The organism is Cupriavidus sp. GW823-FHT06D04 (genome assembly GCF_058795055.1).
In genome coordinates, this window is sequence record NZ_JBXAHL010000001.1 from 615,577 (window position 1) to 630,363 (window position 14,787).

The 14,787-nt window shown below is 65.9% G+C and carries 14 protein-coding genes; 3 read left to right on the plus strand and 11 right to left on the minus strand.

Annotated elements, in window-relative coordinates; all coding sequences use genetic code 11:
* The first annotated feature begins 182 nt into the window (after positions 1-182).
* Positions 183-1,229 (plus strand): response regulator, encoded by a 1,047-nt coding sequence (locus tag AC1Q7H_RS02900; RefSeq protein ID WP_010813222.1) that lies wholly within the window; start codon positions 183-185, stop codon positions 1,227-1,229.
* Positions 1,230-1,256: 27 nt separating this feature from the next.
* Here AC1Q7H_RS02900 and AC1Q7H_RS02905 read toward each other — a convergent pair whose 3' ends face one another.
* The 9 genes from AC1Q7H_RS02905 to AC1Q7H_RS02945 form a co-directional block, all read right to left on the minus strand.
* Positions 1,257-2,510 carry a THUMP domain-containing class I SAM-dependent RNA methyltransferase gene (locus tag AC1Q7H_RS02905; protein WP_013957961.1) on the minus strand — a complete coding sequence of 418 codons (1,254 nt, stop codon included), beginning with the start codon at positions 2,508-2,510 and terminating at the stop codon, positions 1,257-1,259.
* A 64-nt stretch (positions 2,511-2,574) separates the two neighbouring features.
* On the minus strand, positions 2,575-3,180 hold the full coding sequence (locus AC1Q7H_RS02910; protein WP_013957962.1) for a 2-hydroxychromene-2-carboxylate isomerase: 606 nt from the start codon (positions 3,178-3,180) through the stop codon (positions 2,575-2,577).
* A gap of 45 nt (positions 3,181-3,225) precedes the next feature.
* Positions 3,226-3,648 carry a CopD family protein gene (locus AC1Q7H_RS02915; RefSeq protein WP_013957963.1) on the minus strand — a complete coding sequence of 141 codons (423 nt, stop codon included), beginning with the start codon at positions 3,646-3,648 and terminating at the stop codon, positions 3,226-3,228.
* A 50-nt stretch (positions 3,649-3,698) separates the two neighbouring features.
* A complete protein-coding gene (locus AC1Q7H_RS02920; RefSeq protein WP_013957964.1) occupies positions 3,699-4,979 on the minus strand; it encodes a glutamate-5-semialdehyde dehydrogenase in 1,281 nt (426 codons plus the stop codon).
* 89 nt (positions 4,980-5,068) lie between these two features.
* Positions 5,069-6,127, minus strand: coding sequence for a DNA polymerase III subunit delta (gene holA / locus AC1Q7H_RS02925; RefSeq protein ID WP_013957965.1), 1,059 nt, complete (start codon positions 6,125-6,127; stop codon positions 5,069-5,071).
* A 7-nt stretch (positions 6,128-6,134) separates the two neighbouring features.
* Entirely contained in the window at positions 6,135-6,650 is a 516-nt protein-coding gene (locus AC1Q7H_RS02930; protein ID WP_013957966.1) for an LPS-assembly lipoprotein LptE, read from the minus strand.
* Between the two features lie 34 nt (positions 6,651-6,684).
* Positions 6,685-9,306, minus strand: coding sequence for a leucine--tRNA ligase (leuS, locus tag AC1Q7H_RS02935; protein WP_013957967.1), 2,622 nt, complete (start codon positions 9,304-9,306; stop codon positions 6,685-6,687).
* 182 nt (positions 9,307-9,488) lie between these two features.
* Entirely contained in the window at positions 9,489-10,286 is a 798-nt protein-coding gene (gene dapB, locus AC1Q7H_RS02940) for a 4-hydroxy-tetrahydrodipicolinate reductase (RefSeq protein ID WP_013957968.1), read from the minus strand.
* 111 nt (positions 10,287-10,397) lie between these two features.
* Positions 10,398-11,012 carry an outer membrane protein assembly factor BamE gene (locus tag AC1Q7H_RS02945; RefSeq protein WP_211980286.1) on the minus strand — a complete coding sequence of 205 codons (615 nt, stop codon included), beginning with the start codon at positions 11,010-11,012 and terminating at the stop codon, positions 10,398-10,400.
* Between the two features lie 245 nt (positions 11,013-11,257).
* Here AC1Q7H_RS02945 and fur point away from each other — a divergent pair, with 245 nt between their 5' ends.
* A complete protein-coding gene (fur, locus tag AC1Q7H_RS02950; RefSeq protein ID WP_010813212.1) occupies positions 11,258-11,689 on the plus strand; it encodes a ferric iron uptake transcriptional regulator in 432 nt (143 codons plus the stop codon).
* Between the two features lie 95 nt (positions 11,690-11,784).
* On the opposite strand, the gene AC1Q7H_RS02955 is transcribed toward fur, so the two are convergent.
* Positions 11,785-12,780: a LysR family transcriptional regulator gene (locus AC1Q7H_RS02955; protein WP_013957970.1), complete on the minus strand. Its 996-nt coding sequence runs from the start codon at positions 12,778-12,780 to the stop codon at positions 11,785-11,787.
* Between the two features lie 296 nt (positions 12,781-13,076).
* On the opposite strand from AC1Q7H_RS02955, the gene AC1Q7H_RS02960 reads away from it, so the two are divergent.
* Positions 13,077-13,688 carry a flavin reductase family protein gene (locus tag AC1Q7H_RS02960; RefSeq protein WP_492378453.1) on the plus strand — a complete coding sequence of 204 codons (612 nt, stop codon included), beginning with the start codon at positions 13,077-13,079 and terminating at the stop codon, positions 13,686-13,688.
* 69 nt (positions 13,689-13,757) lie between these two features.
* Here the strand turns inward: AC1Q7H_RS02960 and gap are convergent, their stop codons facing one another.
* Positions 13,758-14,756 carry a type I glyceraldehyde-3-phosphate dehydrogenase gene (gap, locus tag AC1Q7H_RS02965; protein ID WP_010813209.1) on the minus strand — a complete coding sequence of 333 codons (999 nt, stop codon included), beginning with the start codon at positions 14,754-14,756 and terminating at the stop codon, positions 13,758-13,760.
* Positions 14,757-14,787: the final 31 nt, after the last annotated feature.

Consider the following 14,787-nt stretch of genomic DNA (forward strand, 5'->3'; position numbering starts at 1 on the left):
CTGCCGCGGGCGCTTCTCCCGCCCGGCGCCCGCCGGGCTCCTCCTGCCGCCGGCCCTGACTGCAAGGCCTGTCTTGCAAGGCAGCCGTGGCGCGCTATACTGGCCTGCGAATGCGCACACCGGCTTGCCGCTTGCGCCACGCCTGTGCCTAACCACTGCGCCGAACCCCTGCCCGCCGCTCCATGACCTTCAACCCGCACGACAGGAACCTGTCGGTCTTCCATCACCCGGTCCTGACCGTCCTGGTCGATGACAGCAAGTCGTTCATCGACAGCCTGGCGTTCCAGATGGATGCCTCGCGCGCGGTGATCACCTTCACCGATCCGCGTGAAGCGCTGCAATGGATCCGCGAGGCCTATGCCACCCGCTTCCCGGGCTTCCTGCCGGTGCGCGTGACGCACGACGACCTGACCTTCCTGACCGAGCGGCGCACCGTGCAGCTCGACATCGACCGCATCTACCGCCAGATACACGACTTCAAGCGCTTCCTGCAGCCGGGCGTGGTGGTGGTCGACTATTCGATGCCGCAGATGGACGGGCTGGAATTCTGCCAGGCGCTGCAGGACCTGCCCTGCAAGACCATCCTGCTGACCGGCACCGCCGACGAGAGCATCGCCGTGCAAGGCTTCAACCACGGGCTGATCGACCGCTACGTGAAGAAGCATGAAAGCAATATGGTCGAGCGGCTGGACCAGGAAATCGAGGCCATGCAGCAGGCGTACTTCGCCACGCTGTCGCGCACGCTGCGCGAGCTGCTGACGCGGCATTCGTTCTCATTCCTGTCCGATCCGGCCATCACCGAGCGCGTGCGCCAGCTCATCGCGCGCTATGGCTTTGTCGAGTACTACCTGTACCCCAACCCGGCCGGCATCCTGCTGCTGACCGCGCAGGGCCACGCCACGCTGATGGTGATCGAGACCCGCGCCGGGCTGATGAGCCAGGTGGAGTCGGCCGAAGCCTACGACGCCCCCGCGGCACTGATCGAAGGCCTGCGCGAAGGCCGGCTGGTGCCGTTCTTCTGGCCCGGCAACGGCATGTACACGCCGGCGTGCGTGGACTGGGAACAATACTGCCTGCCGGCAGAGCGCTGCGAAGGCAATGAAGAATTCATCTATGCGCTGTTCGACCTGCCGCGCCACCTGCTGCAGGAGCCGGTGGTCAGCCTGCAGGGCTTCCTGGCGGACTTCAGCCGCAATCCGGATGCACTGACGGGGCGCAAGCGCCCCTGACCCCGCCGCCCGGCGCCGCGGGCGCCGTCAGTCCGCCTGCGGCACCCGGTTGGCGCCGCGCACCATGTCGAAGCGGAACAGCCGGCATTCGATATTGCCGTTGTAGAGCGGCGTGCGGCGCGACTCCTTGAGTCGCAGCCGGCGCGGGAAACCCATGTCGCCGGTAAACACCCACGCCTGCCAGCCCGCGAAATGCTGCTTGAGCGTGGTGGCAAAGGCACTGGCGAACTGGTTGGCGGCGGCCTCCTCCACCTCGTCGCGCGGCATCTCTTCCTCTGGCAGGCGGCGCTGGCCACGCACCGCGATGCGCTCGCCGTACGGGGGATTCATCAACAGCAAACCCGGCTCTTCAAAAGGCGGCTGCACGAAGCGCGCGTCCACCTGCTTGGTGCGCGCCTCGCCCGGCAGGCCGGCACGCTCCCAGTTGGCGCGCGTGATGGCCAGCATGTCAGTGGAGATGTCCGAACCCACCACCTGCAGTTCATCGGCCGAGGCCAGCATGCGGACGCGCTGCGCGTCCGACTTGAGCTTCTGCCAGGCCTTGGTGTCCATGCCCTTGAGCCATTCGAAGGCAAAGCTGCGGCTGCCGCCCGGCGCGATGCCCAGCGCCACCTGCGCGGCCTCGATCAGGAAGGTGCCGCTGCCGCACATCGGGTCGTAGAAAGGCCGGAAGGTCTGGCCCGGCACCCAGCCCGCCAGGCGCAGGATGCCGGCGGCCAGGTTTTCCTTCAGCGGCGCCTCGCCCTTCTCGGTGCGCCAGCCGCGCTTGAACAGCGGCTCGCCGGTGGTGTCGAGGTACAGCGTGCAGTCATGCTCGGTTAGATGGGCATAAATGCGCACATCCGGGCTGGCGGTATCGACGCTCGGGCGCGCGCCCACGCGCTCGCGCAGGGCATCGCAGACCCCGTCCTTGACGCGCAGCGCGGTGAAATTCAGGCTGCGCAGCGGCGACTTGTGCGACGTGATGTCCACACGCAGCGATTCATCGGGCGAAAACCACTGCTCCCAGCGCACGCCGCGCGCCAGCGTATAGATGTCGTCCTCATGCCGGTAGCCGCGCGCCGCCACGCGCATCAGCACCCGGCTGGCAATGCGCGAATGCAGGTTGACCGCATAGGCGGCGGCCATCTCGCCCGAGAAATTGACGCCGCCCGGCACTTCCTGGTGCACCGTGAACGGCGCCAGCGCGGCCATGCCCGGCATCGCGGCGATCTCGCGCAGTTCTTCGGCGAGCGCGCTCTCCAGGCCGCGCGGGCAAGGGGCAAAGAAGGCTTGGGTCATGTGTTGGGTATCCTACAAACAAAAACGTCCGCCGTAGCGGACGGGGATCTATCCGAAGCTTAGCTCAAGCCGCCGCCAGGGCGCGCTCGAGGAAATCCAGCCGGTCCTGGCCCCAGAAGGGCTGGCCGTCATGGACGTACCACGGCGCGCCGAATACGCCGGCCGAAATCGCGTCCTGGGTGTTCTGCGCATAGGCCGCCTGCACCGACTGCGCCTCGCTGGCCTTGAGCAGGCTGGCGCCGTCCAAGCCGGCCTCGTCGGCGATCTGCGCCAGCGTGGCGGCATCGGCGATATTGCGCTGCTGCGCCCAGACTGCCGCGCCAATGGCGCCGGTCAGCTGCATCGCGCGGGCGGTGCCGTGTGCCAGCTGCGCGGCGATGATCAGCTTGCTGGCCGCGTCGCCCGATACCGGGAAGAACGTCGGCTGCGGATGCAGCGGCAGGTCCAGGAATTCGCTCCAGCGCGCCAGCTCCACCAGGCGGTAGGCCTGGCGCTGGGGCGGGCGCTGCGACAGCGGCAGCCCGCCGGAGACGGAAAACACCTTACCCAGGTCGCACGGCTTCAGGTTCACCTGCGCGCCATGGCGTTCGGCGATGGCGGCAAAGCGCGCATGGCCCAGGTAGACGAACGGCGACTGCGGCGTCAGGTAATAGTCAACCAGCTTGCTCATTTCGGTTCCGCAACAGGATTGGCAACAACAGACCGGGCGCCAGGCTCAGAACGGCTTGACGACCACCAGGATCACCACCGCCAGCAGCACCAGCACCGGCAGCTCATTGAACCAGCGATAAAACTTGTGCGAGCGCGTATTGCGCCCCGCCTCGAACTTGCGCAGCAGCACGCCGCAGCCGTGGTGGTAGCCGATCAGCACCAGCACCAGCGCCAGCTTGGCATGCATCCAGCCCTGCCCCGCGCCGCGGCCGATGCCGTAGCCCAGGTACAGCCACAGCCCGAACACCACCGCCGGCACCGCCAGCATGGTCATGAAGCGAAACAGCTTGCGCGCCATCAGCAACAGGCGCTGTGTGCTGGCGGCGTCGGTTTCCATGGCCAGGTTGACGAAGATGCGCGGCAGGTAGAACAGGCCGGCGAACCACGAGACCACGAAGACAATATGCAGCGCTTTGACCCAGAGCATCGGCAGAGAGACGTTCGAGAACGATTGTTATTGTTGTTGGCGCGCGAGCGTCAGGTGCGGATCTCGCCGTGCCCGAATACCACGTACTTCAGCGACGTCAGCCCTTCCAGCCCGACCGGGCCGCGTGCATGCAGCTTGTCGTTGGAGATGCCGATTTCCGCGCCCAGGCCGTACTCGAAGCCATCGGCAAAGCGCGTCGAGGCATTGATCATCACGCTGGCCGAATCGACCTCGCGGATAAAGCGCATGCCCGCCGAGTAGTTCTCGGTGATGATCGAATCGGTATGGTGCGAGCCGTATTCGTTGATATGGGCGACGGCCTCGTCCAGTCCGGCCACGGTCTTGATGGCGAGGATCGGGGCCAGGTATTCCAGGCGCCAGTCTTCCTCCGCGGCATCGACCAGGCCGGTGAAGCCCGCCGCTTCCAGCGTGGCGCGGGTGGCCGGGCACACGCGCAGTTCGACGCCCTTCTCCTGGTAGATGCGGCACAGCGGCGGCAGCGCGGCGGCGGCGATGTCCTGCGACACCAGCAGCGTCTCCATGGTGTTGCACGGCGCATAGCGCTGCGTCTTGGCGTTGTCGCAGACGCGCACGGCCTTGTCCAGGTCGGCAGCGGCGTCGATATAGACGTGGCAGATGCCGTCCAGGTGCTTGATCATCGGCACGCGCGCTTCTTCCATCAGCCGCGCGATCAGGCTCTTGCCGCCGCGCGGCACGATCACGTCGACGTATTCAGTCATCGTGATCAGCCGGCCCACGGCAGCGCGGTCAGTAGTCTCGATCACCTGCACCGCCTCGGACGGCAGCCCGGCCGCGGACAGGCCCTCGGCCACCAGCGCCGCCAGCGCGGTGTTGGATTCGATTGCTTCGGAACCGCCGCGCAGGATGGTGGCGTTGCCCGACTTCAGGCACAGCGCCGCGGCGTCGATGGTCACGTTCGGGCGCGACTCGTAGATGATGCCGATCACGCCCAGCGGCACGCGCATCTGGCCGACCTGGATGCCGGTCGGGCGGAACTTCATGTTCGAGATCTCGCCGATCGGGTCGGCCAGGGCGGCGATCTGCTCCAGGCCCGCGGCCATGGTGGCGATGGCCTTGTCCGACAGCGTCAGGCGGTCGATAAAGGCGGCGTCCTGGCCGTTGGCGCGGGCGCGTTCAACGTCACGCGCGTTGACCGCCTTGAGCTTGTCGGCATCGCGGCGGATGGCAGCCGCGATGGTCAGCAGCGCGCGGTTCTTGTCGGCCGTGGAGGCACGCGCCATGGCGCGCGACGCGGCGCGGGCCTGGCGGCCGACGCGGTCCATGTATTGGTTGAGGTCGAGCTCGTTCATGTCAGTGGCCCTGGGGTGGTGGCCGTCAGTGTGTTTTCCGTCCCCCCGCCGCACGCGGCGGGGGGAAGCAAACCTGTGGAGTTGCGCGTTCAGCGCGCGATCATCAGGGCAAGCTGCTGCAGCCCGTCCCATGGTTCCGCCGGCAGCGGGCTGCCGCCTGGTGGCGGCAGGTCCGACAGGCCCTTGACCTGGCGGTCCAGCCGCGCCGCCAGCGCCAGCGCCGCGTCCAGCCTTGGCTGCGCCAGGCGCTGCGCGGCCTGCGGCACCAGCCGCTCGCGCGGGCCCCAGACGCGCAGCTCGCGCATCAGCACACCCGCCGGCTTGCCGGCCGCCAGCCCCTGCCGGACCTTGGATAATACGCGAATTTCCTCGGTCAGCGCCCACAGCACCAGCACCGTGGCCTCGCCCTCGCCGCGCAGCCCTTCGAGCATGCGCACCAGCCGCGGCACGTCGCCAGAAAGCATCGATTCAGACAGCTTGAACACGTCGTAGCGGGCCACGTTCAGCACCGCATCGTGCACCTGGTCGAAGGTGAGTTCGCCGGGCGGGTACAACAGCCCCAGCTTCTGGATTTCCTGGTGCGCCGCCAGCAGGTTGCCCTCGACCTTGTCGGCGATAAACTGCAGCGAACGCCGGCCAGGCTCGCCGCCCTCGACGCGCTGCTGCTGCAGCGACAGCCGCTCGCCGACCCAGGCCGGCAGCCGGGTGCGGTCCACGGAGTCGACCTTGATCGACACGCCGGCGCCTTCCAGCGCCTGGAACCAGGCCGACTTGGACGCGGCAAAATCCAGCCGCGGCAGCGTCACCAGCAGCACCACGTCGGGCGACGGCTGGGCGGCCACGGCGCGCAGCGCCTCGCCGCCGTCCTTGCCGGGCTTGCCCGACGGGATGCGGAGTTCAACGATCTTGCGGTCGCCGAATAGCGACATCGACTGCTGCGCCTCGACCAGCTGGCCCCAGTGGAAGCCGCGCTCGGCCACCAGCACGTCGCGCTCGGAGAAGCCGGCTTCGCGCGCCGCGGCGCGCAGGCGGTCGACGGCCTCCAGCACCAGCAGGTGTTCGTCGCCGTGCACCACGTACAGCGGCGCCAGGCCCTTGGCCTTCGCCTGCCGCAGGTGTGCGTCGAGCCCGTCGAGCTTGAGCTGCATGCCGTGATCAGATGGCCTTGACGGCGGCCAGCCGGCGCATCAGCTGCTGCACGATATCGCGTTGCATGTCGCGGTACAGCTGCTGCTCTTCGTAGTCCTTGGCCAGCGTGTTGGCTTCGTTGTAGGTCAGGTCGCGCGTCAGCACCAGCTGCGACGGCGGGATCAGTTCCTTGCCGGCGGCGTCGCGCAGGCGGAAGGTGAAGCGCTGTGTCAGGCGGTATTCGCGCACCACGCCGGTGGTGGTGATCGACAAGATCGACTTGGTGCGGGTGTCCTGCAGCACGTCCAGCAGCGCGTCGGCCTCCTTCTGGTCGACCACCACCTGGGTGTCGGAGCCGCCGTGGATGGCGCGGCGCAGGTCCGCGCCCATCAGCGAATTGGCCGGAATCCCGATATAGAGCCGCTTGAAGGCGAAATCCGAGTTGCCGCGCATGTGGAAGCCGCAGCCGGCCAGCAGGCCTGTTGCCGGCACTGCCAGCATTGCCGCGAGCACCTTGCGGCGCCCCATGTTCAGTCGCTTCATTCTTGGCGATTCCTTGTCAGGTTCCGAGACCAGCTTACAACACCACGTTGACCAGGCGGCCGGGCACCACCACGATCTTCTTCGGCGCCTTGCCCTCGGCGAACTTGGCCACGGTCTCGCTGGCGGCGGCGGTTGCCTCGATGGCGGCGCGGTCGGCGTCGGCGGGCACGGTGATGCTGCCGCGCACCTTGCCGTTGATCTGCAGCACCAGTTCGATCTCGCTGCGCACCAGCGCGGCTTCATCGACCTGCGGCCACGGGGCGTCGAGCAGGTCGCCGGCTTCGGCGGCGTAGCCCAGCTGGTCCCACAGGCCGTGGGTGACGTGCGGCACCACCGGGTACAGCACGCGCAGCAGGATGCCGAAGCACTCGCGGCGCGCGGCCGGCGAAGCGGTCTTGGCGTCGTCCAGCGCGTTCAGCATCTTCATCGTGGCGGACACCACGGTGTTGTACTGGATGCGCTGGTAGTCGTAGTTGGCCTGCTTGAGCACGCCGTGGATCTCGCGGCGCAGCTCGGCGTCATCGGCAGTCGGCGTGCCGCCGGCGCCGTCGCGGATGGCCGCGGCATTGGCATAGCCGTAGTTCCACACGCGGCGCAGGAAGCGCGAGGCGCCCTCCACGCCCGAGCCGCTCCATTCCAGCTGCTGCTCCGGCGGCGCGGCGAACATCACAAAGAGGCGCGCGGTGTCGGCGCCGTACTGGTCGATCAGCGCCTGCGGGTCGATGCCGTTGTTCTTGGACTTCGACATCTTCTCGACGCCGCCGATCACCACCGGCTGGCCGTCGGCGATCAGCGTGGCGCCCACCGGGCGGCCGCGCTCGTCGGTGCGCAGGTCGACCTCGGCCGGGTTGTACCAGTGCTTCTTGCCCGAGGCGTCTTCGCGGTAGTAGGTCTCGTTGAGCACCATGCCCTGCGTCAGCAGGTTGGTGAAGGGCTCGTCGAACTTGACCAGGCCCAGGTCGCGCATGACCTTGGTCCAGAAGCGTGCGTACAGCAGGTGCAGGATCGCGTGCTCGATGCCGCCGATGTACTGGTCCATCGGCATCCAGTAATCGTTGCGCGCATCGACCATGGTGGCCGCGTCCGGGCAGGTATAGCGCATGTAGTACCAGCACGAGTCGATGAAGGTATCCATCGTGTCGGTCTCGCGGCGCGCCGGCTTGCCGCACGACGGGCAGGTGCACTGCAGGAAGCGCGCATCCTTGGCCAGCGGGTTGCCGGTGCCGTCCGGCACCAGGTCTTCGGGCAGCACCACCGGCAGGTCTTTCTCAGGGACCGGCACCACGCCGCAGCTGTCGCAGTGGATCAGCGGGATCGGCGTGCCCCAGTAGCGCTGGCGCGAGATGCCCCAGTCGCGCAGGCGCCAGGTCACTTTCTTCTCGCCGATGCCCTTGGCGCCCAGGTCGGCGGCAATGGCTTCGACCGCGGCCTGGTAGCCGAGGCCGTCATACTTGCCGCTGTGGATGCAGGTGCCGTTTTCCTTGTCGCCGTACCATTCCTGCCAGGCTTCGGTCGAGTAAGGCTGGCCCTTCACGTCGATGACTTGCTTGATCGGCAGCTTGTACTTGAGCGCGAAGGCGAAGTCGCGCTCATCGTGCGCGGGCACGCCCATCACGGCGCCGTCGCCATAGCTCATCAGCACGTAGTTGCCGACCCACACGTCGACCTTCTCGCCGGTCAGCGGGTGCACCACCTGCAGGCCGGTCGGCATGCCCTTCTTCTCCATGGTCGCCATGTCGGCTTCCATGACCGAGCCGTGCTTGCATTCGTCGATGAAGGCAGCCAGTTCGGGGTTGTTCAGTGCGGCGTGCGTGGCCAGCGGGTGCTCGGCGGCGACCGCGCAGAAGGTCACGCCCATGATGGTGTCGGCGCGCGTGGTGAACACGTACAGCTTGCCGTCATTGATCGGCTTGCCGTCCTCGCCCGGGATGTCGTGCGGAAACGCAAAGCGCACGCCCACGCTCTTGCCGATCCAGTTCTGCTGCATCACCTTGACGCGCTCGGGCCAGCCCAGCTGGTCCAGGTCGCCCAGCAGTTCCTCCGCATACTCGGTGATGCGCAGGTAGTACATCGGGATCTCGCGCTTTTCCACTACCGCGCCCGAACGCCAGCCGCGGCCGTCGATGACCTGCTCGTTGGCCAGCACGGTCTGGTCGACCGGGTCCCAGTTGACGGTGCCGGTCTTGCGGTAGGCGATGCCCTTTTCCAGCATCTTCAGGAACAGCCACTGGTTCCAGCGGTAGTAGTCCGGGCTGCAGGTGGCGACTTCGCGTGACCAGTCGATCGCCAAGCCCATCGACTGCATCTGCTTCTTCATGTAAGCGATGTTGTCGTAGGTCCAGGCCGCCGGCGCCACGCCGTTGTTCAGCGCGGCGTTCTCGGCCGGCATGCCGAAGGCGTCCCAGCCCATCGGCATCAGCACATTGTTGCCGTTCATGCGCAGGTAGCGCGCCATCACGTCGTTGATGGTGTAGTTGCGCACGTGGCCCATGTGCAGCTTGCCCGACGGATACGGCAGCATCGAGCAGGCGTAGAACTTGGGCTTTTCCTTGCCGTCGGCCCCGGCCGCATGCTCCGACACGCGATAGGCGTCGATGGCTTGCCAGTGCTGCTGGGCGGCTTGTTCAACGGCGGAAGGAAGGTATTTGTCTTGCATGGTCGGGACAGCAGTCAGGACAACGTTTGCGCGGCAACTGGCCTGCCGGCATCCGGGGGAATCGTTGGAATGAGAGCAGCGGGCGCGCCGCTTGCGCGGCGCCCGCCGGGCGTGCAATGCGAAAGAAGACGATTATAACCGTGGCGGCAGGCCAGTTTCGGCCCTGCGCGCCCCGCTGCGCCTTACTTCAGGCCCAGCACGTCCTGCATGTCGAACAGGCCGTTGGGCTTGTCGGCCAGGAAACGGGCGGCGCGCACGGCACCGTCGGCATACGACTGGCGGCTGGACGACTTGTGGCTGATCTCAATGCGCTCGCCGATGCCGGCGAACATCACGGTGTGGTCGCCGACGATATCGCCGCCGCGCACGGTGGCAAAGCCGATCGAGTTGGGGTCGCGCTCGCCGGTGTGGCCTTCGCGGGCATAGACGGCGCAGGTCTTGAGGTCACGGCCAAGCGCATCGGCAATCACTTCACCCATCTTCAGCGCGGTGCCCGAGGGAGCATCGACCTTGAAGCGGTGATGCGCCTCGATCACTTCGATGTCATAGCCGGTCGACAGCAGCCTGGCGGCCACTTCCAGCAGCTTGAAGGTGGCGTTGACGCCGACGCTGAAGTTGGCGGCAAAGACGATGCCGATCGACCTGGCGGCCTCAGCCAGCGCGGCCTTGCCGGCTTCGTCGAAGCCGGTGGTGCCGATCACCATCTTCACGCCCAGTTTCTTAGCCGCGGCCACGTGGGCAAGCGTGCCTTCGGGGCGAGTGAAGTCGATCAGGCAGTCCGCGCCGGCCAGCACCGCTTCCACATCGGCGCTGATCGCCACGCCGGTCTGGCGGCCCAGCAGCAGGCCGGCGTCCTGGCCCAGCGCCGGCGAGCCCGGCACGTCGAGCGCGCCCGCCAGGCTCACGCCCTCGGTGTTCAGCACGTGTTCGATCAGCATGCGGCCCATGCGGCCCGATGCGCCTGCAATGGCGATGTTCATGGTGTCTGGCTCAGCGGAATATGCGCAATGCGCGGAAAGTGATCGAGCCGGCCATGCCTGGCCGGCCCGGAAAACTGGGGGCGCGCCGCCGCCGGCGCGCCGTGTGGCGGATCAGTTGGCGGCCGGCTTGGGGGCCTCGGCCGGCACGGTGGCCTGGGCCGGCGATGCCGCAGCGGCGGGTGCCGCTTCCGGCTGCTGCGCCTGCCGCGGTACAAAGTTCTCCACCGTGGTCTGCGGTTCGGCCGGTGCGGCCGCGGTGGCTGCCGCGCCAGTGGAGATCTTGCCCGGCGTCTGGTCCTTCAACGCCTTTTTCATGCCGTCGATCTCGGCAATCAGCTCATACTCGGACGGCAGTTCATCGCCGCTGAATTTGACCAGCCGGTCGCCTTCAAAATACACCGTATAGCGGCGCTGCTGCACCACCGGGGTATTGCCGCGGCGGAACGAGAACACGTAGTCCCAGCGGTCGGCGTGGAACACGTCATTCAGCAGCGGCGTGCCGAGCAGGAACTTGACCTGGTCGCGCGTCATGCCTTCGCGCAGTTGCGACACGGCCTCGCGCGAGACGAAATTGCCCTGCACGATGTTGATCCGGTACGGCGTAATGGCGTTGGCTACCTTGCGCGAGGTGGAATCGTAGGCTGAGCAGGCGCCGGCCAGCAGGGCCGCGGCCAGCAGGGAGACAACCAGCGTCGGGCGCATGGCGGACGAACGGATAGAACGCATGTATCTCGCTTCCGGGAGGGAAAGAAAAGTACGGCGGCAAGGTACCGCAAGGCGGGCACAAAAACGGCGCAAAATGCGCCGATTGCACCACACACGCCTGTTGCGCCTGCCGCGACAACCACATGGGACGGCAACTGTGCCGGGCGCGTGATGCCGACTTGGGACATCACTACCGCGAGCGACTTTTGCTGCCAAAACCCTTATGATTCAACTATCCAGTCATTGTACTCTAGGGAGTCACCCACATGCCGAGTCCGGCGGACCTCAAGAACATCGGCCTGAAGGCGACCGTGCCCAGGCTGAAGATTCTTGAAATTTTTCAGACCAGTGAACAGCGGCACCTGAGCGCGGAAGACGTCTACCGTATCCTGCTGAACGAGCATATGGATATCGGCCTGGCAACCGTCTACCGCGTGCTGACCCAGTTCGAGCAGGCAGGCCTGCTCTCGCGCAACAACTTTGAATCCGGCAAGGCGATTTTCGAACTCAACGAAGGCAAGCACCATGATCACCTGGTGTGCCTCGACTGCGGCCGCGTCGAGGAGTTCTTCGACTCTGAAATCGAGCACCGCCAGCAAAGCATCGCGCGCGAGCGCGGCTTTACGCTGCAGGAACATGCACTGTCGCTGTACGGCAATTGCACCAAAACAGACTGTCCCCACAGACCCAAACGATAAGCCTGCACGCTCCCCAGCGGAGCGCAGACGGCAACAAAAAACCGGCGCCTGGCGCCGGTTTTTTGTTTGGGCTGCTCGCCGCAGGATGCTGCTGCTCAGGGCGCCTGCAGGTCTTGCAGGTCCTGTTCGGTCACCACCCGTGCCGGGCGTGCCGGCGGCAGGCCGACGAACTCGCCCACCACCTGGCGGAACAGGCTGCGCGCCCACACCAGCATCGGATGGGTGTTGCGGCTGCGGTGCCAGAACATGTTCAGGCCGAGCGTGGTGTTCAGTTCCGCCGGCAGCGGGAACGCCTTCAGGCCATAGGTCTCGCAGGCCATGTCCTTGGTCAGCGCATTGACGGTGAAGATCATGTCGGTCTGCGAGGCCAGTTCGGCCTGGGCACGCCATGAATGTACCGTCAGCGTCGCATTGCGCTTGAGCCCGCGCTGCTGCAGCGCGTAGTCGAGCGGGATCAGCGACGGCGCCGGGCGGCCGGCGCCGCCGGAATGCGCCATGAAGATATGGCCGCAATCCAGGTATTGCTCCAGCGAGCAGTGGTTCTTGAGCACCGGATGGCTCTTGCGCGCGCAAACCCACAGGTTCAGCGACGTCACCATCTCCTCGACGATTTCCGGGTGGCGGGTCGGGAACGGGGAAAAGGCCAGGTCAAGCTCGTTGGCGCGCATCGAGGCGACGTCCGTTTCCCACGAATGGGATTCGACCAGCTTGATATGCAGGTCCGGCGCCAGCTGCTTGATGCGCAGCACAAAACGGTTGAATACCGTGTCGCCCAGCTCGGCGGCAAAGCCGATGCTCAGCGTGCCGGTGGCAATGGCCGGATCGAAATTGTCGGCATCACCCTCGTTGATCGACGACCACAAGTCCAGCATGTCGCGGATCTTCGGGCCCAGTTCCAGCGCACGCGGCGTTGGCGTCAGGCCGTGCGGGACGCGGATGAAGAGGGGATCGTCAAAGATTTCACGCAGCCTGCCCAGCGAGTGCGATACGGCCGGAGCGGTCATATGCATCTTTTCCGCGACATAAGTGGCGTTTCGCTTGCTCAGTAGTTCGGTGAAGATCACTAAAAGCTTCGTGTCTACGTTCACCATGATCAGGCCTCGGTCAGATTATTCTTAGCTAGATGGCCCCACCACTTACACTGGCTGCACATCAGATTTCAACGGCGTCTTAATAGTGTAAGAGGAAAAAACAAGCTCGGAAAGCAAATTCGGCATTTCTAAAATGGCCGTCTACGACATAATTCTGAAAAATTGCGCGTTTTTTCCACTAATGACCGCATTTGTGGACATTTCCCGCGCTGCAGCATCCACCAGTGCATCGTTGTATAGTGGGTCCGCCGCTTCCATTTTTATCATTCTTTTCCGACGGCTCGATCCCGGCCATCATGCCTGAACATTTCCGCCTCCCCGTACCACTCCGGAAAGCCTACCGCTTGCTGAACCACGGCCCCACCGTGCTGGTCAGCGCCGCCGCCGCCGGCAAGCGCAATATCATGGCCGCCGCCTGGGCCATGCCGCTGGACTTTTCCCCGCCCAAGGTGGCAGTGGTGCTGGACAAGAGCACCTGGACCCGGCGCCTGCTGGAAGACAGCGGCGAGTTCGTGCTGCAGGTCCCGACCGTCAGCCAGGTCGACCTGACCGAGGCGCTGGGCTCCAGCTCCGGCCTGGCGCTGATGGAGCAGGAAGGCACCGACAAGTTCGACGCCTACGGCCTGGGCACCTTTGCCGGCACGGTGGTCGGCGCGCCGCTGCTGGACGGCTGCGCGGCCTGGCTGGAATGCCGGCTGCTGCCGGAACCGGCCACGCAGCAGACCTACGACCTGTTCCTTGGCGAAGTCGTGGCCGCGCACGCCGACGCGCGCGTGTTCAGCAACGGGCGCTGGCATTTCGACGGCCATGATGCGCTGCGCACCATCCACCATGTGGCTGGCGGCCATTTCCTGGTGGACGGCGACGCAGTCGACGCGCGCCCGCTGCCCCCCCGCCCGGCTGCCTGAACATCACTGCGCCGGAAAATGAAAAACGCGCCCGAAGGCGCGTTTTTCTTGACTGCGGAAGCTGCCGGATTACTTGGCCGCGACGCGGACCATTTCCAGCACCTTGTTCGAGTAGCCCCACTCGTTGTCGTACCAGCTCACGACCTTGATGAAGGTGCCGTCCAGCGCGATGCCTGCTTCAGCGTCGAAGATCGAGGTGCGGGCATCGCCGCGGAAGTCGGTGGCGACGACCTTGTCTTCGGTGTAGCCCAGCACGCCCTTGAGCGCGCCCTGGCTCTGGGCCTTCATCTCGGCGCAGATTTCTTCGTACGTCGCCGACTTTTCCAGCTCGACGGTCAGGTCAACCACGGACACGTCCGAGGTCGGCACGCGGAACGACATGCCGGTCAGCTTCTTGTTCAGCTGCGGAATCACCACGCCCACGGCCTTGGCAGCGCCGGTCGACGACGGGATGATGTTCTCCAGGATGCCGCGGCCGCCGCGCCAGTCCTTGTTGGACGGGCCGTCAACGGTCTTCTGGGTGGCGGTGGCAGCGTGCACGGTGGTCATCAGGCCGCGCTTGATGCCCCACTTGTCGTTCAGCACCTTGGCCACCGGTGCCAGGCAGTTGGTGGTGCAACTGGCGTTGGAGATGATCGCCTCGCCCTTGTACGACTCGTGGTTCACGCCGTACACGAACATCGGGGTGTCGTCCTTGGACGGGGCCGACATGATCACCTTCTTGGCACCCGCGTCGAGGTGCTTCTGCGCGCCTTCCTTGGTCAGGAAGATGCCGGTCGACTCGACCACCACGTCAGCGCCGATCTCGCCCCACTTCAGCTCGGCCGGATCCTTGACCGCGGTCAGGCGGATCTTCTTGCCGTTGACGACCAGGGTGTTGCCGTCGACCGACACTTCGCCGTCGAAGCGGCCATGCACCGAGTCGTACTTCAGCATGTACGCCAGGTAGTCGGGCTCCAGCAGGTCGTTGATGCCAACGACTTCGATGTCCTTGAAGTTGGCGACTGCGGCGCGGAACACCATGCGTCCGATGCGGCCGAAGCCGTTGATGCCGATCTTGATGGTCATGACTGTCTCTCCTGAGGATCGATTGAAACCT